General features: G+C 65.4%; 24 protein-coding genes. 11 read left to right on the top strand and 13 right to left on the bottom strand.

What is annotated here, in order from left to right; genetic code table 11:
• The first annotated feature begins 227 nt into the window (after positions 1 to 227).
• Together BSP_RS13275 and BSP_RS13270 are read left to right on the top strand one after the other, a co-directional pair.
• Positions 228 to 3257 carry a TonB-dependent receptor gene (locus BSP_RS13275; protein ID WP_227975969.1) on the top strand — a complete coding sequence of 1010 codons (3030 nt, stop codon included), beginning with the start codon at positions 228 to 230 and terminating at the stop codon, positions 3255 to 3257.
• 185 nt (positions 3258 to 3442) lie between these two features.
• Positions 3443 to 4018: a hypothetical protein gene (locus tag BSP_RS13270; protein ID WP_152950629.1), complete on the top strand. Its 576-nt coding sequence runs from the start codon at positions 3443 to 3445 to the stop codon at positions 4016 to 4018.
• A 43-nt stretch (positions 4019 to 4061) separates the two neighbouring features.
• Here BSP_RS13270 and metH read toward each other — a convergent pair whose 3' ends face one another.
• The 5 genes from metH to BSP_RS13245 are packed head-to-tail and all read right to left on the bottom strand — an operon-like array spanning position 4062 to position 10294.
• On the bottom strand, positions 4062 to 6737 hold the full coding sequence (metH, locus tag BSP_RS13265) for a methionine synthase (RefSeq protein ID WP_152950628.1): 2676 nt from the start codon (positions 6735 to 6737) through the stop codon (positions 4062 to 4064).
• Positions 6734 to 7276, bottom strand: a complete 543-nt coding sequence (locus BSP_RS13260; RefSeq protein ID WP_152950627.1) for a hypothetical protein — start codon at positions 7274 to 7276, stop codon at positions 6734 to 6736. Before BSP_RS13260 ends, metH begins: the two co-directional genes overlap by 4 nt.
• Positions 7273 to 8367, bottom strand: a complete 1095-nt coding sequence (locus tag BSP_RS13255) for a homocysteine S-methyltransferase family protein (protein WP_152950626.1) — start codon at positions 8365 to 8367, stop codon at positions 7273 to 7275. Before BSP_RS13255 ends, BSP_RS13260 begins: the two co-directional genes overlap by 4 nt.
• Entirely contained in the window at positions 8367 to 9323 is a 957-nt protein-coding gene (gene metF, locus BSP_RS13250) for a methylenetetrahydrofolate reductase [NAD(P)H] (RefSeq protein WP_152950625.1), read from the bottom strand. Before metF ends, BSP_RS13255 begins: the two co-directional genes overlap by 1 nt.
• A complete protein-coding gene (locus BSP_RS13245) occupies positions 9320 to 10294 on the bottom strand; it encodes a metalloregulator ArsR/SmtB family transcription factor (protein WP_152950624.1) in 975 nt (324 codons plus the stop codon). Before BSP_RS13245 ends, metF begins: the two co-directional genes overlap by 4 nt.
• Before the next feature lie 117 nt (positions 10295 to 10411).
• On the opposite strand from BSP_RS13245, the gene BSP_RS13240 reads away from it, so the two are divergent.
• Complete coding sequence (locus BSP_RS13240; protein ID WP_194166968.1) at positions 10412 to 10816, top strand: EF-hand domain-containing protein; 405 nt, start codon at positions 10412 to 10414, stop codon at positions 10814 to 10816.
• Here BSP_RS13240 and BSP_RS13235 read toward each other — a convergent pair whose 3' ends face one another.
• The 5 genes from BSP_RS13235 to BSP_RS13215 form a co-directional block, all read right to left on the bottom strand.
• A complete protein-coding gene (locus tag BSP_RS13235) occupies positions 10817 to 11743 on the bottom strand; it encodes a 2-hydroxyacid dehydrogenase (protein ID WP_152950622.1) in 927 nt (308 codons plus the stop codon).
• A complete protein-coding gene (locus tag BSP_RS13230) occupies positions 11740 to 12072 on the bottom strand; it encodes a DUF5615 family PIN-like protein (RefSeq protein ID WP_054766147.1) in 333 nt (110 codons plus the stop codon). Before BSP_RS13230 ends, BSP_RS13235 begins: the two co-directional genes overlap by 4 nt.
• Positions 12069 to 12299: a DUF433 domain-containing protein gene (locus BSP_RS13225; protein ID WP_054766146.1), complete on the bottom strand. Its 231-nt coding sequence runs from the start codon at positions 12297 to 12299 to the stop codon at positions 12069 to 12071. The genes BSP_RS13230 and BSP_RS13225 overlap by 4 nt, the downstream gene beginning before the upstream one ends.
• A gap of 24 nt (positions 12300 to 12323) precedes the next feature.
• Positions 12324 to 13991 (bottom strand): energy-dependent translational throttle protein EttA, encoded by a 1668-nt coding sequence (gene ettA, locus BSP_RS13220; RefSeq protein WP_054766145.1) that lies wholly within the window; start codon positions 13989 to 13991, stop codon positions 12324 to 12326.
• A gap of 129 nt (positions 13992 to 14120) precedes the next feature.
• Positions 14121 to 14876, bottom strand: a complete 756-nt coding sequence (locus tag BSP_RS13215; RefSeq protein ID WP_054766144.1) for a tRNA1(Val) (adenine(37)-N6)-methyltransferase — start codon at positions 14874 to 14876, stop codon at positions 14121 to 14123.
• A 124-nt stretch (positions 14877 to 15000) separates the two neighbouring features.
• Here BSP_RS13215 and BSP_RS13210 point away from each other — a divergent pair, with 124 nt between their 5' ends.
• From BSP_RS13210 to BSP_RS13200, 3 genes are all read left to right on the top strand, one after another.
• Positions 15001 to 16017, top strand: coding sequence for a polyprenyl synthetase family protein (locus tag BSP_RS13210; RefSeq protein WP_152950621.1), 1017 nt, complete (start codon positions 15001 to 15003; stop codon positions 16015 to 16017).
• Positions 16007 to 16660 carry a squalene/phytoene synthase family protein gene (locus tag BSP_RS13205; RefSeq protein WP_054766143.1) on the top strand — a complete coding sequence of 218 codons (654 nt, stop codon included), beginning with the start codon at positions 16007 to 16009 and terminating at the stop codon, positions 16658 to 16660. Before BSP_RS13210 ends, BSP_RS13205 begins: the two co-directional genes overlap by 11 nt.
• Before the next feature lie 67 nt (positions 16661 to 16727).
• On the top strand, positions 16728 to 17423 hold the full coding sequence (locus BSP_RS13200; protein ID WP_054766142.1) for a VIT family protein: 696 nt from the start codon (positions 16728 to 16730) through the stop codon (positions 17421 to 17423).
• On the opposite strand, the gene trmFO is transcribed toward BSP_RS13200, so the two are convergent.
• The gene (trmFO, locus tag BSP_RS13195; RefSeq protein ID WP_054766141.1) at positions 17420 to 18823 is read right to left on the bottom strand and encodes a methylenetetrahydrofolate--tRNA-(uracil(54)-C(5))-methyltransferase (FADH(2)-oxidizing) TrmFO; all 1404 of its coding nucleotides are present in this window, start codon (positions 18821 to 18823) and stop codon (positions 17420 to 17422) included. The genes BSP_RS13200 and trmFO overlap by 4 nt on opposite strands.
• A 74-nt stretch (positions 18824 to 18897) precedes the next feature.
• Between trmFO and BSP_RS13190 the strand changes: the two genes are divergently transcribed.
• Positions 18898 to 19716 (top strand): hypothetical protein, encoded by an 819-nt coding sequence (locus BSP_RS13190; RefSeq protein WP_054766990.1) that lies wholly within the window; start codon positions 18898 to 18900, stop codon positions 19714 to 19716.
• Positions 19717 to 19719: 3 nt separating this feature from the next.
• Here the strand turns inward: BSP_RS13190 and BSP_RS13185 are convergent, their stop codons facing one another.
• Together BSP_RS13185 and BSP_RS13180 are read right to left on the bottom strand one after the other, a co-directional pair.
• The gene (locus tag BSP_RS13185; protein WP_197273309.1) at positions 19720 to 19974 is read right to left on the bottom strand and encodes a DUF2164 domain-containing protein; all 255 of its coding nucleotides are present in this window, start codon (positions 19972 to 19974) and stop codon (positions 19720 to 19722) included.
• Positions 19974 to 21860 carry an ABC-F family ATP-binding cassette domain-containing protein gene (locus BSP_RS13180; protein ID WP_152950620.1) on the bottom strand — a complete coding sequence of 629 codons (1887 nt, stop codon included), beginning with the start codon at positions 21858 to 21860 and terminating at the stop codon, positions 19974 to 19976. The genes BSP_RS13185 and BSP_RS13180 overlap by 1 nt, the downstream gene beginning before the upstream one ends.
• Positions 21861 to 21905: 45 nt before the next feature.
• Between BSP_RS13180 and BSP_RS13175 the strand changes: the two genes are divergently transcribed.
• From BSP_RS13175 to BSP_RS13160, 4 genes are all read left to right on the top strand, one after another.
• Complete coding sequence (locus BSP_RS13175; protein ID WP_152950619.1) at positions 21906 to 22217, top strand: type II toxin-antitoxin system Phd/YefM family antitoxin; 312 nt, start codon at positions 21906 to 21908, stop codon at positions 22215 to 22217.
• Positions 22214 to 22636: a type II toxin-antitoxin system VapC family toxin gene (locus BSP_RS13170; RefSeq protein WP_152950618.1), complete on the top strand. Its 423-nt coding sequence runs from the start codon at positions 22214 to 22216 to the stop codon at positions 22634 to 22636. The genes BSP_RS13175 and BSP_RS13170 overlap by 4 nt, the downstream gene beginning before the upstream one ends.
• A gap of 75 nt (positions 22637 to 22711) precedes the next feature.
• The gene (ndk, locus tag BSP_RS13165; protein ID WP_054766137.1) at positions 22712 to 23131 is read left to right on the top strand and encodes a nucleoside-diphosphate kinase; all 420 of its coding nucleotides are present in this window, start codon (positions 22712 to 22714) and stop codon (positions 23129 to 23131) included.
• Between the two features lie 120 nt (positions 23132 to 23251).
• On the top strand, positions 23252 to 23452 hold the full coding sequence (locus BSP_RS13160; RefSeq protein ID WP_152950617.1) for a hypothetical protein: 201 nt from the start codon (positions 23252 to 23254) through the stop codon (positions 23450 to 23452).
• The last annotated feature ends 52 nt before the right edge of the window (positions 23453 to 23504 follow it).

Below are 23504 nucleotides of genomic sequence, written 5' to 3'. Positions count from 1 at the left end.
TTTGCGGGCTCAGATTGATGAATTGGTGGATTTCGCCGCAATAACGACGTATTGTGGCCTTCCTCGCCTTTCTGTGGCCATATTGCGACAGGTGGACGACTAAAGGGTTACGGGCCTGTAATAGACGTAGCGCGCCCTATGTGGCGGATTAAGCTCTCCTCCGATCTACGTGCATGGGGACGTAGAGTTTAGGCGGCATTTTAGCGTCGCCCGATCGTTTCAGGAGGATGATTTTGAAAAACCGATCCATTCGGCAGCGGATGCTCGCTACGACCATGATGGGCGGCGTGGCGTTCGCCATGATCGTGGCAGCGCCTGTCCTGACGCCAACGGCTGCTTTGGCTCAAAGCACGACGGGCGGCCTTCGCGTGACCGTCAATGGCCCTGACGGCGCGCCCCTGGCCGGCGCAACGGTCACTGTCAGTTCGCCGCTCTCGCTTGTGTCTCGTACTGGCGTGACGGATAGTGCGGGTTTTGTGCGCTTGTCGGGCCTTGACCCGGCCGCCAACTACACGGTCTCGATCTCGGCGCCCAACTATGAAACCTTTACGGCGACCGGCATTGCGGTGACGTCGAACAGTGACCTGTCGCAGACGTTCAGCATCGGTGGTGCGTCGACCGTGGACGACATCATCGTGACCGGCACCTCTTTCGCCGCTGTCGATGTGACCTCCGCCACGGTTCAGACTGTTTTGACGCTGGACACTGTGGAATCCCTGCCTACGGGCCGGAGCTATCAAAGCTATCTGCAACTCGTTCCTGGCGTGAAGCCTGGCTCGAACCCGTCTTCAAAGTCGGGCATTAACTCGTCAGTCACTGGTGTGGTGGGTTCGTCTTCGGACAACGTCTACTACATTGATGGCGTAAATGTCACCGACCCCGTCACCGGCACCTTTGGCGCCAACCTGAACAACGAAATCATTCAGGAGCAGAAGGTCATTACTGGCGGTGCACCTGCTGAGTACGAAGGTGGTTCGGGTCTCATCTCACAAGTGGTGACAAAGTCCGGGTCAAATGAGTTCCACGGTTCTGTCAACTACTACTTCCAGAATGACAGTCTCGTTCAGGAAGACAAACATAATGAGTCGGCTGGATTCTCCACCTACGACACGGCAGTGACGCTCGGCGGACCCATTCTTCGTGATAGGCTGTGGTTCTTCGGTTCTTATCAGCGCACGCATCGCGAAGACGACGTTCTGAACAGAACCACCGGCGCGGTTCAGCGGACGGTCGAACGCGACGCTGAGTACGGCTTCGCGAAGTTGACTTGGCAGATTACCGACAATGACCGGTTGACCGCGACCTACCTGAGCGATCCGACGGAAATCAGCGGCAGCTCCTCGGCATCTGTTCGCAACTATCGTGACTCGGCGACGGACCAGGGTGGCGAGCGTTACAAGATCGATTACACCAAGACCTGGGGCGATCTGACGCTGAACGCTTACTACTTCAACCACGAGTCTGAGCTCAACACGATCGCCGCCGACAGCTCCACGCGTAATAACGTCGTGTTTGCTCGTGGGGCGACTTATACCTACGAAGAGCAGAACATTGGTGGTTCGGGCGGGAATACGCTTCGTAACCGCAATCGGGATGAATGGGGCGTCAGCGCCGAGTACTTCCTGGACACGTCCTTCGGCAGCCATACGTTCAAGGCGGGTTACACATCGACCAAGAACGAAAACATCGTCGAGGGTACGGTGAACGGAGGCGCGACCTATACCTCGCTGTCGAGCCGTTACCCGGGCACGACCTTTGCTCAACTGGCGGGCACGGGCTTTACGAGCGCTGTCTTCTCCGCCGATGACCGTAGTCGTATCATCGATGGCATCAACGCAGCCTCGAACCGGGCCGCGCTTTATGCGATCGTTGACACCAACCGTGACGGATCCCTGTCGCTGGGTGAGATCGACGCCATCAGCTTCTCCGATACGGCAGGAAACCCGGGCAGCCAGATCAACTCGTATCGCTCGCTGCGGACACAGAACGGCATCAACAATGTGGGTTCCGAAGGCAAGGCCTTCTACATCCAGGATAGCTGGACCAAGGGACAACTGACGGTGAACGCCGGCGTGCGAGCCGAGGAGTGGACCCACACCGATTCGAACGGAAGCGAACTGTTTACGTTTGAATGGGAACTCGCGCCGCGTGTCAGCGTCGTCTATGATTTGTTCGGGGACGGCCGCACCAAGGTCTGGGCCTTCGGCGGTCGCTATTACGATCCCGTACGTAACGACATGACCGCCTTCGCCGGCAGCCTGTCAGGGGCAGTCGATGAAGAGCAGATCAACATTGGCGGCAACTGGGTGACTTATCGCACCCGCGGTGGCGCTGCTGTGCTCGACTCCATCTTCTCGCCCAGCACCAAGACGCCCTACACGGATGAATTCCTGATCGGCTATTCGACCACCTTTGGACGTGACATCGGTCTGTCGGTGGTCGCCACCCAGCGGAACACCCGTAACATCTTCGAAGACTACGATCTGCACGTCTATTCGGACCCGACCAATACGGGTCTGGACGGCAACGCGGTTCCCGGTGGGCCCTTCTTCCTGGACTACAGCTACTTCGGTTTGAGCGCCGCTCAGATTGCTGACGTCCAAGCGGGTCGGATCAACTATGTGTTGGGCACCCTCGCCGGCGGCAAGCGTGACTATCGCGGCATCGAAGTGGCGCTGACGAAGTACCGTACCGAAAACTGGTTCGGACAGCTGTCCTACACCTTCAACGACGCCAAGGGTAACTCGAGCTCGGACGGCAATGCAGGCGTGCAGGGTGACTTCATCTACCTGGATCCCCGCGCTCCGAACGCCTGGGGTGATCTGCCTGGGAACATCAAGCATCAGTTCAAGGCTTACGGCGGTTACGAGTTCGACTTCGGCCTCGAAGTGGCTGGCGTCTTCAACTGGAACAGCGGTGTAATCTACACCCCCATCTCGTATCTGTATGGATATGTGGCGGGACCGCGCGATCCCGCTTACAACTTCGGCGGCACGACCTCGACTTGGCTTTCGCCCGGCTTCACCGGCTCGGAGACGGGCCCGTCGTACTTCACCTTCGATGTTCGGGCGACCTACACGCTCGACCTGTCGTTCGGTAAGGTCGAGCTGTTTGCGGACATCTTCAACATCTTGGATCAGCAGTCCGCGACGTCGGAATTCACTGACGTGGCTGGTAACGCTGACTTCGACTACCAGGAAGCGAATGCTTGGGTTGCGCCTCGCCGCGCCTATCTGGGGGTGCGCTACTCCTTCTAAGACGAGAACCTCAGGATGTCGGCGGCTCCGCCGTCATCCTCAAGGCCAAGTCATAGCGGAAGAAGCACTGGGCGGCGGACTTCGGTCCGCCGCCCTTTCTTTTTGTGCGCCGCACTGGCGCCATCTTGGCGGTGGAGCGTTACAGCTTGGCTGGGCGCTGGGGCGCCCTCTCGTCTAGGATTGCAATGCTGAAGTTTTCCGCCGCCGCGCTCGCCGCGACCCTTTCGCTTTCCGCCGCCGCCGCCGCCTTCGCCCAGTCCCAGGACGGGCCGATCGTCACCGGCAATCGCACCGCCGAGACGGCGGAGGCCCTGAAGGTCCGTGAGGCGATCGCCTATTCGCACACGCTGCCGCGCGGGGCGCCGACACAGGATTATCCGCTGGTGGCCTGGTGCGACGCCCTGGTGACGGGGCACGCGGATCTGGGCGACAGCCTGACGAACCGCTCGCCGGAGGATACGGAGCTGGTGCGGCTGGGTCGTCTGGAGGCCCAGGATTTCCGCAGCGCCCTGGCGGCGGCGGAGCCGAGGCAGACGGCGGCGACCAAGGCGGCTGCGCAACAGGCGGCGGCTGCGGCCAAGGCCCAGTGGGCGCCGCTTCTGGCGAGCGAGGACGAGGCGGCGCGGAGCCAGTCCTTCGGCCTGTTCTACGGCCTGCCGGGCCGGTGCGAACATGCGGCGCGGCGCATCCGGAACAACATCACCACTCCGCCGGCGACCCCGGCCGAAGTGGGGCTTGAGGCGCCGGCGCCCGCAAACTAAGCGGCGGGGTCTCGAAGATTAACAGCGGCGGCCTGGGTCCGGCTCAGGCCGCCGTTTCCCGTTTGGCGGCGTAGGGATCGTAGTTGAGGATGGGGGCCAGCCAGCGTTCGCAGGTGGCCACGTCCCAGCCCTTGCGACGGGCGTAGTCCTCGACCTGGTCCAGATCGATCTTGCCGACGCCGAAATAGTGGCTGCCGGGATGGCCGAAATAGAGGCCCGAGACCGAGGCCGGGGGCGTCATGGCGAAGCTTTCCGTCAGGGCCATGCCGGCGTTGGTTTCGGCCTGAAGCAGGCGGAACAGGGTGGCTTTTTCCGTATGGTCCGGCTGGGCCGGATAGCCGGGCGCGGGGCGGATGCCCTGGTACTGTTCGGCGATCAGATCGTCGATGCTGGTCGCCTCGTCGGCGGCGTAACCCCACAGCTGGGTGCGGACCGTCTTGTGCAGCCGTTCGGCGAAGGCCTCGGCCAGGCGGTCGGCCAGGGCGGTGGCGAGGATGGCGGAATAGTCGTCGCCCGCGTCCTTGAAGCGTTTGGCGATCTCCAGCTCGCCATGGCCGGCCGTGACGGCGAAGGCGCCGATATAGTCCTGGTCGTCGGCGATGAAGTCGGACAAGGCGAGGTTCGGCTTGCCGTTCGACTTCTTGATCTGCTGACGCAGGGTGTGGAAGCGGGCGATCTCGGCGTCGCGCGCCTCGTCGGCGAAGATGATGATGTCGTCGCCGTCGGCGCGGGCGGGCCAGAAGCCGACCACCCCCTTGGCGGTGAACCACTTCTCGTCGATGATCCGCTTCAGCATGGCTTGCGCGTCGGCGAACAGATCCCGGGCGGCCTGGCCGACGATCTCGTCTTCGAGGATCAGCGGATAGCGGCCGATCAGCTCCCAACTGGCGAAGAAGGGAGTCCAGTCAATGTGGTCGGCGAGATCCTGAAGATCCCAGGCGTCGAAGGCCCGCACGCCGATGAAGCCGGGCTTGCCGGGGCGGGGCTGATCGGGGTCTAGCCTGAAGCGGTTCCCGCGCGCCTGATCCAGGGTGGAGCGGGCCTTGACCTCCTGGCCCCGGGCGTATTGTTCGCGGATGCGGATGTATTCGTCGCGGGTGGCGGCTTCGTTCCTGGCCCTTTCGGTGGGAGACAGCAGGCCTGAGACCACGCTGACGGCGCGCGAGGCGTCGACCACATAGGTGGTCGAGCCGCGGCGATAGGCCGGCTCGATCTTGACCGCCGTATGGGTGCGGCTGGTGGTGGCGCCGCCGATCAGCAGGGGAATGTCGAAGCCGCGTCGCTCCATCTCGGCGGCGACGAAGACCATCTCGTCCAGCGAAGGCGTGATCAGGCCGGACAGGCCGATGATGTCGACGTTATGGGCCTTGGCCTCGTCCAGGATCCGGTCGGCCGGGACCATGACGCCCAGGTCGATGACTTCGTAATTATTGCACTGAAGCACGACGCCGACGATGTTCTTGCCGATGTCGTGGACGTCGCCCTTGACCGTGGCCATCAGGATGCGGCCCGCCTGCTCGCGCGGTTTGCCGGCCTTTTCGGCCTCCATGAAGGGTTCCAGCCAGGCGACGGCCTGTTTCATCACCCGGGCGGACTTGACCACCTGGGGCAGGAACATCTTGCCCGAGCCGAACAGGTCCCCGACCACATTCATCCCGTCCATCAGCGGACCTTCGATGACGTGCAGCGGCCGTTCGGCGGCGAGACGCGCCTCCTCGGTGTCGGTCTCGATGAACTCGGTGATGCCGTGAACCAGGGCGTGCTCGATCCGCTTGCCGACCGGCTGTTCACGCCAGCTGAGATCGACGACGCGGGCCTGACCCTTTTCGCCCTTGTAGCGCGGCGCCATATCGACCAGCCGCTCGGTGTTCGAGACATTGGTCCGCTGCGGCCGGTTCAGAATGACGTCCTCGACCGCCTCGCGCAGCTCGGGGTCGATGTCGTCATAGACGGGCAGGTCGCCGGCGTTGACGATGCCCATGTCCATGCCGGCGTTGATGGCGTGGTACAGGAAGACGCTGTGGATGGCCCGGCGCACCGGCTCGTTGCCGCGGAAGCTGAACGAGACGTTCGAGACGCCGCCCGAGATGCGGGCGTAGGGCAGGGTGGCCTTGATGACCTTGACCGCCTCGATGAAGTCGACGGCGTAGTTGTCATGCTCTTCGATCCCCGTCGCCACGGCGAAGATGTTGGGATCGAAGATGATGTCCTCGGGCGGGAAGCCGACCTCGTTGACCAGGATGTTATAGGCGCGGGTGCAGATCTCGATCTTGCGGGCGGCGGTGTCGGCCTGGCCCACCTCGTCGAAGGCCATGACCACGACGGCGGCGCCGTAGCGCAGGCATTTGACGGCGTGTTCGCGGAAGGCGGCCTCGCCCTCCTTCATGCTGATCGAGTTGACGATGGGCTTGCCCTGGACGCACTTCAGCCCCGCCTCGATCACCTCCCATTTGGAGCTGTCGATCATCACCGGCACGCGGGCGATGTCGGGCTCGGCCGCGATCAGGTTCAGGAAGGTCCGCATGGCGACGGCGCCGTCCAGCAGCCCCTCGTCCATATTGATGTCGATGATCTGGGCGCCGGCCTCGACCTGTTGCCGGGCGACGTCGAGCGCGGCTGAATAGTCGCCCTCGACGATCAGCTTGCGGAATTTGGCCGAGCCGGTGACGTTGGTCCGTTCGCCGACGTTGATGAAGGTGGGACGCATGGGCAGATTCACGTTCTCGCAAACCAAGTGAGGACGCGTTTACACACCTCAAACTTGGAGCCATAGACGTCGGTGAACTCAACCTCGACCGTTAGTGTCGCTAAGATGTTGCGGACCGAATTGTGGGCCGTAACAAAAATCGGATCGGTTGGTTCGCCGTTAAGAGCAATCAGGATCATCTCGTCGTTCGAGCGGATACTTCTACCGGTCGCTTCTACGACGAAGTCCTCCCAAACTATCTTCTCGGAAATCTCTGACATGAACGCCAGAACGTTGTCGGTAGTCGTGGTGCCGTCGGACACACGAACGGCCTCGATGATCATCGGCCCGGGGCCATCGTTGACGACCTTCACGTGGAGTCGATTGACGTAGTCGCCTACTGCAATACGGGGTAGCGGCCTGAGAGACAGACGATTGTGCTTGTCTTGTGATCTGACGGAAGACCGCGTCAGCAGGACCGAAATGATCGCGCCTAGAAGTGCTGCGAAAGAGATGCCAACGCCTATCCAGTCGGCAAGACCCGTCGATTCTGGGGTGATGATCTGAATCACGCCACTAACTCAAAAGGTTCGAGGCCTGACAATCTGAGGGCCACCGGCCGTTCCGGGATAGCGCGCGGCTTCAGGGGAGCGACTTCCTCGGCGACGTGCTTGATGTGATCCGGCGTCGTGCCGCAGCAGCCGCCGACGATGTTGACCAGGCCGGAGGCGGCCCATTCCTCGATGAAATGGGCGGTCTCGTGCGGCTCCTCGTCGTACTGGCCCATGGCGTTGGGCAGGCCGGCGTTGGGATAGGCCGCGACCAGGGTGTCGGCGACGCGGCTCAGTTCGGCGATGAAGGGCCGCATCAGGTCGGCGCCCAGGGCGCAGTTGAAGCCCACAGCGAAGGGTTTGGCGTGGCGCACACTGTTCCAGAAGGCCTCGGCCGTCTGGCCCGACAGGGTGCGGCCCGATCGGTCGGTGATGGTGCCCGAGATCCAGATGGGCAGGGCGTCCATGCCCTCGTCCTCCAGATCCTTGATCGCCTTGATCGCGGCCTTGCAGTTCAGCGTGTCGGTGATGGTCTCGATCAGATAGAGATCGACGCCGCCCTCGTTCAGCGCCTTCACCTGATGGCGATAGGCCTCATAGACTTGGTCGAAGGTCACGCTGCGGGCGCCGGGGTCGTTCACGTCGGACGACATGGACAGCATCTTGTTCAGCGGACCGATGGAGCCGGCGGCGAAACGCGGCTTGTGCGGCTCCTTCTCCGTCCAGCGGTCGGCGGCGGCGCGGGCCAGTTTGGCGCCTTCCAGATTGATGTCCCACACCGCCTGGGCGTCCAGGGCGTAGTCCTCTTGGGCGATGGTGGTGCCGGAGAAGGTGTTGGTCTCGGAGATGTCGGCGCCGGCGGCGTAATACTGGTCGTGCAGGTCCGAGATGATGTCGGGCCGGGTGATGCAGAGGATGTCGTTGTTCCCCTTCATCTGGTGCGACTCGTCATAGCCGTTGGCGGCGACGAAGCGGTCGGCGCGGAAGTCGGCTTCGGACAGGCCGCGACGCTGGATCATCACGCCCCAGCTGCCGTCGAGGACCAGGATGCGTTCCTTGGCCGCCGCATGCAGGGCGGCTATCCGTTCGGCGCGGGTGAGGGGAGAGGTCATTACGCCACAGCCTTTGTTTCACGCACGCCCAGCACGCGGCAGATCGCATAGACCAGATCGGCGCGGTTCAGGGTGTAGAAGTGGAAGTCGGAGAAGCCTTCCTCGTGCAGACGCGCACAGGTCTCGGCGGCGACGGAGGCGGCCAGCAGTTTGCGGGTCTCCGGGTCGTCGTCCAGCCCGTCGAAATGCGCTTTCAGCCAGTCGGGGATGCCAGCGCCGCAAGCGCCGCACATACGGACCAGGCCGGCGAAGTTGGACACGGGCATGACGCCGGGGATCAGGGGAATGGTCACGCCCGCCGCCCGCACCCGGTCGCGGAAACGCAGGAAGGCGTCGATATCGAAGAAGAACTGGCTGATGGCCCGGGTGGCGCCGGCGTCCACCTTGGCCTTGAGCACCTCGATGTCGTGGTCGATGGAGGGGCTCTCGGGGTGTTTCTCGGGATAGGCGCCGACCGTGACGTCGAAACCGCCGATGCGGCTGATGGCGGCGGTCAATTCGGTGGCGTTGGCGTAGCCGTCTGCGCGGGGCTGATAGACGCCGCCGATGCCGCCGCCGCCGGGCGGATCGCCACGCAGGGCGACGATGTGATCGACGCCGATGGCCTTATAGCCGGCGATCACCTCGTCCACCTCATCCCGACTGGCGTCGACGCAGGTCAGGTGTGCGGCGGGACGCAAGGCGGTCTCGGCGATGATCCTTTGCACGGTCCGGTGGGTGCGTTCCCGCGTCGAACCACCCGCTCCATAGGTGACGGAGACGAAGGCGGGGTTCAGCGGCTCAAGCCGGCGGATCGCCTTCCACAGATTGACCTCGGCCTCGTCAGTCTTGGGCGGAAAGAACTCGAAGGAGACCCGCACCGTTTCGCGGTTCGATCCGGCGCGCGCGACCGGCCCCAGCGGCGAGAGCAGCAGGGCGCGCGCTTCCGCCAGATTGGTGGAGGAACCGGTCATCATGCGCTCTTTCTGCCTTGGGCGGCGGCCGGCGCCGCCCTGCGCTCCGCCGTCCAGATCGTCACGGTCAGCCCTTCGTTATCGGGGGGCAGGGCGATGGGCGCAGAGGGTGTCAGGTCGTTCTCGACCAGCCAGTCGGTGATTTCGGCGTCGGCGAAGCCCAGGCGGCGGTGCTGATGCGCCTCACGCATATGTTCGAAGTCGTGGGGTGCGAAATCCACGATGACCAGCCGCCCGCCTGGGCAGACCAGACGCGCCGCCTCAGCCACGGCGGCGGACGGGTCGGCGAGATAGTGTAGGACCTGATGCACGATCACCAGATCGGCGCTGCCGGCGGGCAGGCGGGTGGCGAAGATGTCGCCGTGACGCAGTTCGACCTTGCTCAGCCCGGCCTTGGAGACATTGGCGCGGGCGATGTTGAGCATGTTCTGGCTAAGATCCAGACCCACTGACATCTTGGCCTTCTTGCCGAACAGGGTCAGCATCCGTCCCGAGCCGGTGCCCAGGTCGACGACACGCTTGAAGGGGCCCGGCCCCACCGCCCTTTCCAGCGCGGCCTCCACGGCGCTTTCGCTGACATAGAGGGAGCGCAGCCGGTCCCATTGCGGCGCTATCTGTTCGAAATAGCTTTCGGCCGCCTGCTGTCGGTCCTTCTGCACCTCGCTCAGTCGCCGATGGTCGGCCTCTCCGGCGTCGTCGGCCAGGATGTCCAGAACGGTGTCGATCAGCCGCCGCGCATGGGGATCGTGCGACAGGCGGTAATAGACACGGGCGCCGTCGGGAAACCGCTCGATCAGCCCGGAATCGGTCATCAGCTTCAGGTGACGGGAGACGCGGGGCTGGCTCTGGTCCAGAATGCGCGACATCTCCATGACCGACAGCTCTTCACTGGCCAGCAGAGACAGGATGCGCAGGCGGGTGGGTTCGCCGGCGGCGCGAAGCGCTTCGACAGTCTGATCGGCGTTCAGGCTCATATGATCATATAAAGATATCTTTATATGATTTGGCAAGCAGAAACCTTGTCGCAAAGGCCGCGACGGGAAGGCTTCTGTTCGCCGTTGAAGGAGATGCAATCCCTTTGGAGTGGTTCCATGCGCAGTCTTCTGATCTCAACCTTCGCCCTCCTCGTCGCCGGACCGGCCCTGGCGCAGAGCGATTTTCCGGAGCCGCCGATGGGCGGGGGGCAGATGTCCGGCCCGCCGCCGATGGGCGGGATGCGTCCGCCGGAGCGCGAGACCCTCGCTGACATGAAGGCGAGGATGGGCGCCATGTTCGACCGTATCGACGCCAACCATGACGGCGCGATCAACGCCTCGGAGCTGGCCGCCTCGCCGGGCGGTCGGATGCTGAGCCGCGCCGATGCGGATGGGAACGGACTCATCACCAAGGCCGAGATGGAGGCCGCCGCCGAAGCCATGTTCAAGACCATGGACAAGAACGGCGACGGCGTCGTCACGGCCGATGAACGCCCCCAGCGTCCGCAACGCCCGAACTGATCACTCGACCGGCGTCTTCAGCGGCTGGCCCGCGAAATGCGCCTGAAGATTCTGCATCAGCAGCATCAGCATGCCCTGCACCCCGGCGGACGTCGCGCCGGCGGTGTGGGGCGTCAGGACGAGGTTCGGAACATCGGCCCAGCGTGAAGGCTCGGTCGGCTCCTCCATGAAGACGTCCAAGGCCGCCTGACCCAGGGCGCCGGATTTCAGCATGTCGATCAGGGCTGCCTCATCGATCAACTGGCCGCGCGCGACATTGACCAGCAGGCCGTCCGGCCCCAGGGCCTGAAGCACCTCGCGAGACATCAGGCCGCGATTGGTTTCATCGGCCTTGCAGGCGACGACAAGGATGTCGCTGGCCTTGGCCAGGGCCGACAGGCTGTCGGCCCGCGGCCATTCGGCGTCCTTGGGGCGAGGGCCCCACCAGCTCACATCCATGCGGAACGTCTCGGCGCGCCGGGCCACGGCCGCGCCTATGGCGCCCAGGCCGACGACGCCCAGTTTCTGGCCGCCGAGCGAGGGGGTGATGCTGCGGGTCTCGGCGGTCCAGCCGCCCGACCGGACCTGACGATCGCCCGAGACGATCTGGCGGCGTGCGGCCAGGATCAGGCCCAGGGCGTGGTCGGCCACGTCTTCATGGTTGACCCCCGGCGCATGGGTGACGGGCAGGCCGCGTTCACGACACCAGTCGATGTCGATCCCGTCATAGCCCGAGGTGAAACAGGCGATCAGATCGAGGGCGGGGAGGCGTTCGATCAGCCCCTTGTCCAGCGGCGCCTCGCCGGCGACGATCAGGGCGCGGATGTCGTGGGCGGCCTCGATCGGCGGACCTTCCCAGAAGCGGTAGACGTCATAGACGCTCTCGAGGATCGGCGAGAGCGGGGCGAGATGCCGTTGCATGATCAGGACGGCGGGGCGTTGGGTCATGCGCGCACCTCGATCAAATGGAGGCCGTCGAGGAGGCCTTGTTCGATCCTGGCCCATCGGGGTTCAAGCCATTCGATCAGCACACGCCGGGTCGCGTTGCCAAGACGAAGCCAGACGATCTGAGGCCCTAGCCGGCGGTCCGCCGCCCAGATGGCGAAGTCCCGATCCTTGGTGATGATGACGCGCGATTCCGCTCGGGCCAAATCCCAGATGTCCTGGTCACGCGCATGTACCGCCAGAAGCGTGGAAACATGGTCGGCCGCGTGCCCATTAGCTCTCAGCCAATCGGCAAGAGCGATAGGCAGCTGGGCGTCCACGATGAATTTCACGCGGCGATCACGCCGGTGTCGCCGATGCTTGCGGCCGCATAGGCAAGGCTGGCCCGAATGTCGTCAGCTTCCAGGTAGGGAAAGTCCGCGAGGACTTCCTCCGGGCTCGCGCCACCGGCCAGCATGTCCAGAACGTCCTGCACGCGAATTCGCATGCCTCGAATGCACGGACGGCCCCCGCACTGGCTGGGATCAATGGTGATGCGGGACAGAAGATCGTCGCTCATGTCCCGCATCCTATCACAGATCAATCAGCGCCCGAACTTCTGGTGTTGCAGGCGCTTGGGAATGATGCTGTCGGCGCCCAGGCGGCGCATCTTGTCCTGTTCGTAGGCCTCGAAGTTCCCTTCGAACCATTCCACATGGCCGTCGCCTTCAAAGGCGAGGATGTGGGTGGCCAGACGGTCCAGGAACCAGCGGTCGTGGGAGATGACCACGGCGCAGCCGGCGAACTCCTCCAGAGCCTCCTCGAGGTTCTGCAGGGTCTCGATATCCAGGTCGTTGGTCGGTTCGTCGAGCAGGATCAGATTCCCGCCGGCGGCCAGGGTCTTGGCCAGATGGACGCGGTTGCGCTCGCCGCCGGACAGCTGACCGACCTTCTTCTGCTGGTCGCCGCCCTTGAAGTTGAAGCTGCCGACGTAGGCGCGGGTGTTGATCTCGCGCTTGCCGACCATCATCACGTCGGTGCCGCCGGAGATGGCCTGCCAGATGGTCTCGTCCGGCTTCAGGTCGTCGCGCGACTGGTCGACGTAGGCCAGCTTGACCGTCTCGCCGACGCGGATCGAGCCGCCGTCGGGCTTTTCCTGGCCGGTGATCAGCTTGAACATGGTCGACTTGCCGGCGCCGTTGGGGCCGATGACGCCGACGATGCCGTTGGGCGGCAGTTTGAAGGTCAGATTGTCGAACAGCAGCTTGTCGCCATAGGACTTCTGCAGGCCCTCGACCTCCAGCACCACATTGCCCAGGCGCGGGCCGGGCGGGATCTGGATATGGGCGTGGGTCTGGGCCCCGCGCATCGATTCCTGTTCCTCGACCATCCGTTCGTAGGCGGCCAGACGGGCCTTGGACTTGGCCTGACGGGCCTTGGCGCCCGAACGGACCCATTCCAGTTCGCGGGTGAGGGCGCGCTGGCGGGCTTCGGATTCCGACTGTTCCTGAACGACGCGCTTCTGCTTGGCTTCCAGCCAGGAGGAATAGTTGCCCTCGTGCGGGTGACCCTTGCCGCGGTCCAGCTCTAGGGTCCACTTGGTGACCTGGTCCAGGAAGTAGCGGTCGTGGGTGACCAGGATGACGCAGCCGGGGAAGTTCTCCAGGTGGTGCTGCAGCCAGGCGACGGATTCGGCGTCCAGGTGGTTGGTCGGTTCGTCCATCAGCAGCATGTCGGGCTTGGACAGCAGCAGGCGGGCCAGGGCGACGCGGCGCTTCTCACCGCCGGACAGGTTGGTGACTTCCCAGTCGTCGGGCGGGCAGCGCAGGGCGCCCATGGCCATTTCGATGCGGCTGTCGATGTCCCAGACGTCGGCGGCGTCGATCTTCTCCTGGAGGCTGGTCATTTCCTCCATCAGCTCGTCGGTGTAGTTCTCGCCCAGTTCGGCGGCGACGGCGTTGAAGCGGTTGACCCACTGCTTCTCCTCGCACCAGGCCTCGACGTTCTCGCGAACATTCAGGGCGGGATCGAGCTGGGGCTCCTGCTCCAGATAGCCGCGCTTGATTCCGTCGGCGGCGCGGGCCTCGCCGGAGAACTCGGTGTCCAGGCCGGCCATGATCTTCAGCAGGGTGGACTTACCCGAGCCGTTGACCCCGACCACGCCGATCTTGGCGTCGTTGTAGAAGCTGAGCCAGATGTTCTCGAAGATCTTGCGGCCGCCGGGGAAGGTCTTGGTCAGACCCTGCATCTGGAAAATATATTGTTGCGCCATGAGGTGCGATTTCGCCCTTGGGGTTTTCGTCGAATGGGGGAGGTTGCCGCGGATGTAGCGATCCTGAGGCGCGAGAGCAAATAAGGCGAGTATTGGCGGGTCGGGCGCCCTGTGTCGGAACGGGGCCTCTCACCAGTCCAGAGCGGCTTCGCCTCTCAGAAGGGCTTCGGATTCGGGCGTGTGTTTGGCGCCCGATCGGTTGTGCAGCACCAGCGGCGGCAGGAGGCGCAACGGCGCCTTGCCGGTCTTGATCGCCCGGACCAGCACCCGTTTGGCCGGTTCCTCGGCGAAGGGCTGAATCGGTCGAATGGCGAAGGACCCGGCCTTGTCTCCCAGCAGGGCCAGAAGATCGGCCAGGCGGTCGGCGCGGTGGATGATCACGATCCGGCCGCCCTCGCGCACCGCTTTCAGCAGCAGGCCGGTCCACGCCGCCAGACCGTCGTCGGCCATCCAGGCGCCGTGCTTGCCCGGGGCCGGCGCGCGCAGGGCGCCCGGGTCGTCGAAGAAGGGGGGATTGGATACGGCCCAGTCGAAGGCCGGCAGCTCCAGGGGGCGGAAGCCCGCCGCCACTTCGCCGTCGATGACGGTCATACGGTCCGTGAAACCGTTCAGCGCCGCATTCTGACGCGCCAGATCGGCGGCGAGCGAGTCGCGCTCCAGCCCCGTCAGGAAAGCCCCCTCATGACGGGCGGCGATCTGCATCAGGACCGCCCCCGTGCCGCAGCCGGCTTCGAACAGCCGCTCGCCCGGCCGTGGCGCGACGGCGGCGGCCAACAGGGCGGCGTCCATGCCGGCGCGATAACCCCGCGCGGGCTGTCGCAAGCGCACCCGCCCGCCTAACAGGGCGTTCTCGACGACTTCCGGCGCGGCGGGAACGCTGTCCAAGCCTCAATCTCCTTGACCCTCCGGGGGGTGATCACCATTGTGCGCGCCATCGCGATCCGGCAAGCGGACGCGGTCGGAATTAGCTGCGCGGCGGACGTTGCGCGACCTGCGAAAGAGTATCCCCTTGGACCTCGCCCCTGCCGTGTTTCCCCGTCCGAAGGGGGATGTGAACGCCCTCGTCCGGCTGGCCGGAACCGATATGGCCGAGGTGGACGCTCTGATTATCGACCGGATGCAGTCGGATGTGCCGATCATCCCAAAACTGGCCGAACATCTGGTCTCGGCGGGGGGCAAGCGGTTGCGGCCCCTGCTCACAGTCGCCGCCGCCCGGGCCACGGGCGCGCAGGGGGACATTCTGTCGCCCAAGAAGCTGGCGGCGGCGGTGGAGTTCATCCACACCGCCACCCTGCTGCACGACGACATCGTGGATGCGTCGGAGCTGCGTCGAGGCAAGGTCGCCGCACATCTGATCTGGGGCGCACCGACCAGCGTCCTGGTCGGCGACTTCCTGTTCGCTCGCGCCTTCGAACTGATGGTCGAAACGGATTCGATGCGGGCTCTGGGCATTCTGGCCGAGGCCTCGCGCGTGATCTCGGAAGGCGAGGTGCTGCAGCTGACCCGCGCCCACGACCTGAACCTGGACCAGGCCACCTATCTTCAGATCATCTCGGCCAAGACCGCCGAACTGTTCGCCGCCGCCGCCGAGGCGGGGGCCGTGGGCGCCGGGGCGTCGGCCGAGGCGGTCAAGGCCCTGCGCGATTACGGCATGGCCCTGGGCATCGCCTTCCAGCTGGCCGACGACGCCCTGGACTACGGCGCGACCGCCGAGGCCCTGGGCAAGAACGCCGGCGACGATTTCAACGAGGGCAAGGCCACCCTGCCGCTGCTGCTGGCCGTGGCCCGCACCCGGGGCCGCGAGGACGCCTTCTGGGAGCGGACCGTGACCAAGGGCGAACGCACGCCCGACGACTTCGCCCGCGCCCGTGAACTGGTCGTCGGCTCCGGCGCCATCGGCGCGACCCTGGACCTGGCCGGCGACTACGCCGATCAGGCCAAGGCCGCCCTGTCGGTCCTGCCCGCATCCGACTGGCGCGCGGCCCTGGAAGACCTGGCCGATTTCGCCGTTTCGCGTGCCGCCTGAACCTGCTCCTGCGGCAGGGGGGGCAGGCCTGGACGCCCAGGTTCGCGCCGCCGATCTGGACCGCTGGCTGTCCAGCCGACTGGTCGCCGATGATCGCTCCCGCGCCGATCTGATCACCCTCTACGCCTTCGAGGCCGAGCTGATGGTCATACCCACGCGCGTGACCCAGCCCCTGCTGGCCGAGATGCGCTACACTTGGTGGGCCGAACAGCTGGATGGAGTCTTCGCCGCCGTCCCGCGCAAGGGCCATCCGGTGCTCGAGGCCCTGACGGATCTCGTCGCCCGTCACAGCCTGGACCGCGCCCCCTTCGACGCCCTGATCGAGGCCCATATCGGCCGCGTCCACAGCCAGCCCCATGATCTCGACGCCTTCTACGTGGGGCCCATGCAGACGGCGGTCCATGTGTTGGCCGGTCCTGGCCATGTGGATAAGGTGATCGAGGCCGGACGGGTCTGGGGCCTGACCCAGGTCGGGCGAGCGGACGAGGCGAGGGCCGGGCGCAAGGCCGCCAACGCCGCCCTGAAGACCCTGCCGGTCGCCGCCTTCCCCGCCGTGGCCCACGCCGCCCTGTCCGGGCGTGACCGGCCCGAGGCCTTCCGGCGGCTGCGGTTGATCCTGGCCGCCTTCGTCGGGCGGATTTGATCCAGATCGGGCTTGCGCCCACGGGCTTTTGGGTCTGGTCTAGAGGTGCAGACACACGGAGGCCGCCATGGCCCGACCCCATTCTGAACGCCACCTAATCGAGCGTATCGGCTGGCTGAGAGCCGCTGTCCTTGGGGCTAACGACGGCCTCGTCTCCACTGCAAGCCTGATCGTCGGCGTCGCCGCCGCCGAGGCCTCGAAGGGCTCGGTTGTGGTTTCGGGCGTCGCCGGACTGGTCGCCGGCGCCATGTCCATGGCCGCTGGCGAATATGTCTCGGTCAGCTCCCAGTCCGATACGGAGAAGGCCGATCTGGCCAGAGAGGCGGCCGAACTGGCCGCTGCGCCTGAGGCCGAGCTGGACGAGCTGGCGGGTATCTATGTCGCGCGTGGGGTCCAGCCCGACACGGCCAGAGCCGTGGCCGAACAGCTGATGGCTCACGACTCCCTCGGCGCCCATGCGCGCGACGAACTGGGCATCTCCGGCTTCACCACCGCGCGCCCCATTCAGGCGGCCCTGACATCCGCCGCCACCTTCGCCGCAGGCGCGGTTCTTCCCCTGGCCGCCGTGGCGATCGCGCCGACCGACGGCCTCCTTATCTGGGTCTCCGCCAGCGCCGTTGTCGGTCTGGCGGTCCTGGGCGGCATGGGCGCGCGTGCGGGCGGGGCCGACATCCCCCGCTCGGTGGTGCGCGTCGTCTTCTGGGGCGTGCTCGCCATGGCGGTCACCGCCGGAATCGGACGTCTGTTCGGAACGGTGGTTTAAGCCGTCACCGCGTCCCGCCAGGCCTTCAGGCTCTCCATCGCCCGAATGCTCTGCAACCGCTTCTTCGCCCGGCCGCGTTCCTTGGGATGGATGCGCTTGCCGTCTTCATCGACCTTGGGGGCCTCCAGCGGGGGCAGCAGGCCGTAGTTGATGTTCATCGGCTGGAACTTCGAGCCTTCCAGGTGTCCGCCGGTGATGTGTTCGACCAGGGCGCCCATGGCGGTCTCAGGCGGGGGCGCCGACAGGTCGCGACCCAGGGCCTGGGCGGCGGCCAGGCGGCCGGTCAGCAGGCCCATGGCCGCGCTCTCGACATAGCCTTCGACCCCCGTGACCTGGCCGGCGAAGCGCAGGCGGGGCATGGCCTTGAGCCGCAACTGCTTGTCCAGCAGCTGGGGGCTGTTCAGATAGGTGTTGCGGTGCAGGCCGCCCAGGCGCGCGAACTGGGCGTTCTGAAGCCCCGGTATCATGCGGAAGACCTCGGCCTGAGCTCCGTGCTTCAGCTTGGTCTGGAAGCCGACCATGTTGAACAACGTACCCAGCGCATTGTCCTGACGCAGCTGGACGATGGCGTGGGGCTTGACCGTCGGATTGCGCGGATTGGTCAGCCCGACCGGCTTCATCGGCCCGTGCCGCAGGGTCTCGCGCCCCCGCTCGGCCATGACCTCGATCGGCAGGCAGCCGTCGAAATAGGGGACGTGCTCCCAATCCTTGAACTCGGCCTTGGGGCCGTTCAGCAGGGCGTCGATGAAGGCCTCGTACTGGGGCTTGTCCATCGGGCAGTTGACGTAGGCGGCGGCGTCTCCGCCGGGGCCTTCCTTGTCATAGCGGGACTGACGCCAGGCGATGTCGAAGTCGATGCTGTCGGCATGGACGATGGGGGCGATGGCGTCGAAGAAGCTGAGGCTTTCCTCGCCCGTCGCCTTCAGGATCGCCTCGGCCAGGGCGGGCGAAGTCAGGGGGCCGGTAGCGACGATCACATTGTCCCAATCCTCAGGCGGCAGGCCGGCGATCTCCTCACGCACGACGGTGACCAGGGGGTGGGCTTCCAGCTTCGCCGTGACCGCTTGGGAAAAGCCGTCGCGATCCACCGCCAGGGCGCCGCCCGCCGGCACCTGATGGGCGTCCCCGCAGGCCATGATGACCGAGTCCAGCGCCCGCATCTCGGCGTGCAGCAGACCGACCGCATTGTACTCCCAATCGTCCGAGCGGAAGGAGTTGGAGCAGACCAGTTCGGCCAGTCCGTCCGTCTGGTGGGCGTCGGTCTTCACGCCGGGGACTCCGCGCATCTCGTGCAGGATGACGGGCACGCCGGCCTGGGCGATCTGCCAGGCGGCCTCCGAGCCGGCCAGGCCGCCGCCGATGACGTGAACAGGGGAAGGAGATGTGGGGGAAGCGTTCATCGCGGCCTTCTAGCGGCCGTCTGGCGTGATGTCATGATCCCCTGCTATGTCGCGGCGGGGATGAGGGGGTGCGCGTGAACCGTCACAGACAGTTGCCGTTAGGCGAGACCCTGAAGGCCGCCTTCGCAAAGCTGCCGCTGGCCTGGCGGGGCGCGTGGGGCGCGATCCTGGTCTGCGCCGTCGTTTGGAGCGTCGCCGGGTGGAGCGCCCATGCGGTTGAAGCCTCCTGGGCGATGATCGGGCGGGGTGTCGGCCAGATCGCCGGCCTCGTCGCCGGCTTGGCCCTGGCGGGCGGCCTGACGCGGATTGCGGTCAGCGCCGATCTGGATGAGGCGCGGCGACGCGGACTGGGTCCGGCCGGTCTTCAGTTCGGATGGCCGGAACTGCGGTTGCTGGGCGCCGCCCTGCTGTGCGCGGTCTTCATGGCCATGATCCTGTCGGTTGCGGCCCTGCTGCTTCTGGCCCTGTTCGGAATGGCGGGGCTGGACGCTGAGGCGATCAACCAGCGGAACTGGGCTGCGGTCGGTCCGGTGTGGAAGCTGGTGCTGCTCGCGGTCGTGACCCTGCTGGTGGCCTATGGGGTTCTGGTGATGGCCGTGCGGCTGTCCTTGTTCGCCCCGGCCACCCTGGGGCGCGGGCATATGGTCTCGCTGAACAGCATGGGCGTCGCCCAGGGCAGTTTCTGGCCCCTGCTGGGCGGGCTGATCGTGGTCGGCCTGCCCAAGCTGGTCCTGATCGGGCTCTCCGCTGCGGGCTTGCTGTCCGGCGCCGCCAGGGACGTGGCATCCGCCCTGGTCCTGTCGGGGCTGGAGGCGCCCTTGGCCGCCGTCTTCCTGGGCGAAGCCTATCAGCGGCTGGAATATTGGGCTCCGGACGCGCGCGATCCGGGCTGACGCCTAACGGATCGAAACTGAGCGTTCCAGGCCATACAGGGCCTCGACCACGTCCTCCGCCTTCTGCTGGACCAACTGCTGGGCGTCCTGAACGCCGCGATTGTAGAAGATCGCGCCGATTTCCTTGCCGATGAAGTCCAGCAACATCTCGGCCGGCAGTTGAGCCAGCTCCTGCTCCAGCTCGTCGCGGAAATAGGCGCGCAGCCTGGCCGTGGCGGCCGCGCGCTGATCCTTGGACAGTTGAACGGGCTTGATCATCACGCCACCTCGGCCAGCGCCTCTTCCGCCGCGATCCAGGCGGTTTCAGCGGCGTCCAGATCGGCCTGGGTCTTGGCGCGGGCGCGGCCCAGGCTTTCCAGCTTTTTAGAGTCATTGGCGGCCGCCGCAGCGGCGAGGTCGGCGTCGATCCGGGCCAGGTCGGCCGTCAGGCGGGCCATCTCCTCTTCCGCCTTCTTCACCGCATGGCGCAGGGTAGAGGGGGAGGGGCCTGATTTCTTCTTCTCCGCCTTGGACGCAGCGACAGGCGCCGCTTCGGCCACGGGCTCGGGCTTGAGCTGACTGGGCTTCATCCCGGCTTGTTTGGCGCGGTCGAGGACGAACTTGGCGTAGTCGTCCATGTCGCCTTCGAACGGCTTCACCGTACCGTCGGCGGCCAGCCACAGCCGGTCGGCGACCAGCTCCATCAGCGACCGATCGTGGGTGATCAGGATGACGGCGCCCGTGTACTGGTTCAGGGCGTCCAGCAGGGCGCGACGGCTGTCGATGTCCAGGTGGTTGGTCGGTTCGTCGAGGATCAGGATGTGGGGCGCATCCATGGCCACCAGGTTCAGCAGAAGACGCGCGCGCTCGCCCCCGGACAGGGCCCCCACCTTGGTGTCCTGCTTCTGATAGGGCAGGCCGAACTGGGCCAGGCGGCTGCGCCGGCTGCTTTCGGACGCTTCGGGCATGGCGCGCAGGATGATCTGCAACGGCGTGTCCTCGGGATCCATCGCCTCGATCTGGTGCTGGTGGAACCAGCCGACCCGCATCTTGCCGTCGCGGTGAAACTCGCCGGCGTCGACGGTCAGGGCCTTGGCGATCAGCTTGGCGAAGGTGGACTTGCCGGCGCCGTTGACGCCCAAGAGGCCGATGCGGTCGTCCAGGTCCATCCGCAGGTTCAGGTTCCGAAGGATCGGCTTGCCCGGCTCATAGCCGACGCTGGCCTTCTCCAGACGGATCAGGGGCGGGGGCAGGGGGCGTTCAGGCGAGGGCAGGACAAAGGGGGCGACCCGTTCTTCGGGCGGCAGCTCGATCCGCTCCATCTTCTCCAGCTTCTTGACGCGCGACTGGGCCTGGGTGGCCTTGGAGGCCTTGGCCTTGAAGCGGTCGATGAACTTCTGAAGGTGGGCGCGCTCGGCGTCCTGCTTGGACTTGGTGGCCTCCATAAGCCGCAGCTTTTCGGCCCGGGTGCGCTCGAAGGTGTCGTAGTTGCCGGTGTAGAGCTCCAGCTTGCGGTTCGAGAGCTGAAGGATGTGGGTGCAGACCGAGTTCAGCAGATCGCGGTCGTGCGAGATCATCAGGGCCGTGTGCGGGTATTTCTTCAGCCGCGCCTCCAGCCACAAGGCGCCTTCCAGATCGAGGTAGTTGGTCGGTTCGTCCAGCAGCAGCATGTCCGGTTCGGCGAACAGGGCGGCGGCCAGGGCCACGCGCATCCGCCAACCGCCCGAGAAGTGCGACATGGGCCGTTGGATGTCTTCCTGGCTGAAGCCCAGGCCGACCAGGATTTCCGAGGCGCGCGCCGGGGCGCTCTCGGCATCGATCTCGATCAGCCGGCCCCAGATTTCGCCCATCTCCTCGGGATCGGCGGTTTCCAGCCGCGTCATCAGCTCGTGGCGCTCGACGTCGGCCTCAAGGATGGTCTCCAGCACGCTGACGGGGGTGGCGGGGTGTTCCTGATCCACCGAGGCGATGCGGGCGGTCTTGGGCAGGCTGATCTCGTCGCCGTTGGCGGCCAGTTCGCCCAGGATCACCTTGAACAGGGTCGATTTGCCGATGCCGTTTCGGCCGACCAGACCCACCTTGGAGCCGGGTGGCAGGCTGACCGAGGCGTCGTCCAGAAACTGGCGGCCCCAGGCGTTCAGGGTCAGGTTGTTGATCTGGAGCATGCGGACGAATTGACTTTCTGACTGGTCATCTCAATATGACCAGTCATGACGTATGACCATGTAGGCGGCGAGGTCGTCATAACGGCCACGGAGTTCAAGGCCAAGTGCCTGGACCTGCTGGATCGTGTGAACTCGGGCGAGATTCGTCGTGTTCGCATCACCAAGCGCGGCAAGGAAGTGGCGGTGGTAAGGTCTCCCGATCACCCAGCGGAGAAGCCGTGGGATCCCCACAGCATCTTCGGTGGTATGAAGGGCACGTTGATCATACCTGAAGGGCTGGACATCGACGGCCCGATCTACGACCCCGCCCTACACGGGGTATGTGATCCGGAGCGTGGCCTGTGGGATGAAGAATGAGCGGCGTGCTCCTGGACACGAACGCTTTCATCAGAATGGTTCTCGGAGCTTCGATCAGGCAAGAGGCGCGCGACGTCATCGCCAAGGCGGCGCAAGCCGACGATCTCTGGATTTCGTCGGTCTCGGCCTGGGAAATCGGCATGCTCGCGACCGCGACCCGAACGGGACGCCTTCTCCAGATCGCTGGAGATCCTGTCGTCTGGTTCGAAGCGGCGATGTCCAGCGCCACTGCGCAGGCTTTACCTCTTTCCGCGGCGGCGGCTTTGACCGCAGCAAGGCTGCCTGAACCGTTTCACAAGGATCCTGCTGACAGACTGCTCGTGTCGCAGGCGCGGGTAGACGATCTGCTCGTCGTCACCCGAGATCGCGCCATTCTGGACTATGCCGCCGCTGGCCACATCCGGGCCATCGCCTGCTGAAAGACGGCTTGGCGCGGGGGCGGGGCGTCGCTATAAGCCCGCGACCTCATTCTCCCTAACAAGAAGTCAATTCCCATGACCGAACGCACCTTCTCGATCATCAAGCCCGACGCCACGCGCCGCAACCTGACCGGCGCGATCAACGCCGTGATCGAAGGCGCCGGCCTGCGCATCGTGGCCCAGCGCCGCGTCAAGCTGACCACCGACCAGGCCAAGAAGTTCTACGAAGTCCACGCCGAGCGCCCGTTCTACGGCGAGCTGGTCGAGCAGATGACCGCCGAGCCGGTGGTCGTCCAGGTTCTGGAAGGCGAGAACGCCGTGGCCAAGTACCGTGAAGTCATGGGCGCCACCAACCCGGAACAGGCCGCCGAAGGCACGATCCGCAAGCAATTCGCCCTGTCGATCGGCGAGAACTCGGTCCACGGCTCGGACAGCCTGGACAACGCCAAGATCGAAATCGAGCAGTTCTTCACCGAAGACCAGATCGTCGGCTAAGCGCTCAAGCCGCGAGGGACCGCGTCCCGAGCGTAGCGCCAGAGACAGAGGCCCGCGTCCGGAACCGGACGCGGGCCTTTTCGTTGGGTCAACATCATCTCATCCCCCCGGAGAAGACCTATGAAAACTCTGCTGAAACTGACCCCCGTCATCGGCACCGTGGCCCTGCTGGCCGCCTGCGGCCAGACCATGGAACAACGCGCCGCCACCGGCGCCCTGGGCGGCGCCGTCGCCGGTCAGGTGGTCGGCGGCAACACCGGCTCAACTGTCGCCGGCGCCGCCATCGGCGCCGTCGCCGGCGCCGCGACCACGCCGAAGTAAGGCTTTTCGCCTTCGGTTGAAAAAGAAAGGCCCGGAGCGACGCTCCGGGCCT

The organism is Brevundimonas sp. Bb-A, from assembly GCF_009394735.1.
GTDB lineage: Bacteria > Pseudomonadota > Alphaproteobacteria > Caulobacterales > Caulobacteraceae > Brevundimonas > Brevundimonas aurantiaca.
This window is presented reverse-complemented; position numbering and strand designations above follow the sequence as displayed.

Bases quoted from the DNA above. Each gene is read 5' to 3' on its own strand.
- BSP_RS13185 (WP_197273309.1), bottom strand. From the start codon at position 19,974: ATGATCAAGCCCGTTCAACTGTCCAAGGATCAGCGCGCGGCCGCCACG.
- metF (WP_152950625.1), bottom strand. From the start codon at position 9,323: ATGATGACCGGTTCCTCCACCAATCTGGCGGAAGCGCGCGCCCTGCTG.
- ettA (WP_054766145.1), bottom strand. From the start codon at position 13,991: ATGGCGCAACAATATATTTTCCAGATGCAGGGTCTGACCAAGACCTTC.
- BSP_RS13240 (WP_194166968.1), top strand. From the start codon at position 10,412: ATGCGCAGTCTTCTGATCTCAACCTTCGCCCTCCTCGTCGCCGGACCG.
- BSP_RS13270 (WP_152950629.1), top strand. From the start codon at position 3,443: ATGCTGAAGTTTTCCGCCGCCGCGCTCGCCGCGACCCTTTCGCTTTCC.
- BSP_RS13180 (WP_152950620.1), bottom strand. From the start codon at position 21,860: ATGCTCCAGATCAACAACCTGACCCTGAACGCCTGGGGCCGCCAGTTT.
- BSP_RS13170 (WP_152950618.1), top strand. From the start codon at position 22,214: ATGAGCGGCGTGCTCCTGGACACGAACGCTTTCATCAGAATGGTTCTC.
- BSP_RS13200 (WP_054766142.1), top strand. From the start codon at position 16,728: ATGGCCCGACCCCATTCTGAACGCCACCTAATCGAGCGTATCGGCTGG.
- BSP_RS13160 (WP_152950617.1), top strand. From the start codon at position 23,252: ATGAAAACTCTGCTGAAACTGACCCCCGTCATCGGCACCGTGGCCCTG.
- BSP_RS13225 (WP_054766146.1), bottom strand. From the start codon at position 12,299: ATGAGCGACGATCTTCTGTCCCGCATCACCATTGATCCCAGCCAGTGC.
- ndk (WP_054766137.1), top strand. From the start codon at position 22,712: ATGACCGAACGCACCTTCTCGATCATCAAGCCCGACGCCACGCGCCGC.
- trmFO (WP_054766141.1), bottom strand. From the start codon at position 18,823: ATGAACGCTTCCCCCACATCTCCTTCCCCTGTTCACGTCATCGGCGGC.
- BSP_RS13275 (WP_227975969.1), top strand. From the start codon at position 228: ATGATTTTGAAAAACCGATCCATTCGGCAGCGGATGCTCGCTACGACC.
- BSP_RS13255 (WP_152950626.1), bottom strand. From the start codon at position 8,367: ATGACCTCTCCCCTCACCCGCGCCGAACGGATAGCCGCCCTGCATGCG.
- BSP_RS13175 (WP_152950619.1), top strand. From the start codon at position 21,906: ATGACGTATGACCATGTAGGCGGCGAGGTCGTCATAACGGCCACGGAG.
- BSP_RS13245 (WP_152950624.1), bottom strand. From the start codon at position 10,294: ATGAGCCTGAACGCCGATCAGACTGTCGAAGCGCTTCGCGCCGCCGGC.
- BSP_RS13235 (WP_152950622.1), bottom strand. From the start codon at position 11,743: ATGACCCAACGCCCCGCCGTCCTGATCATGCAACGGCATCTCGCCCCG.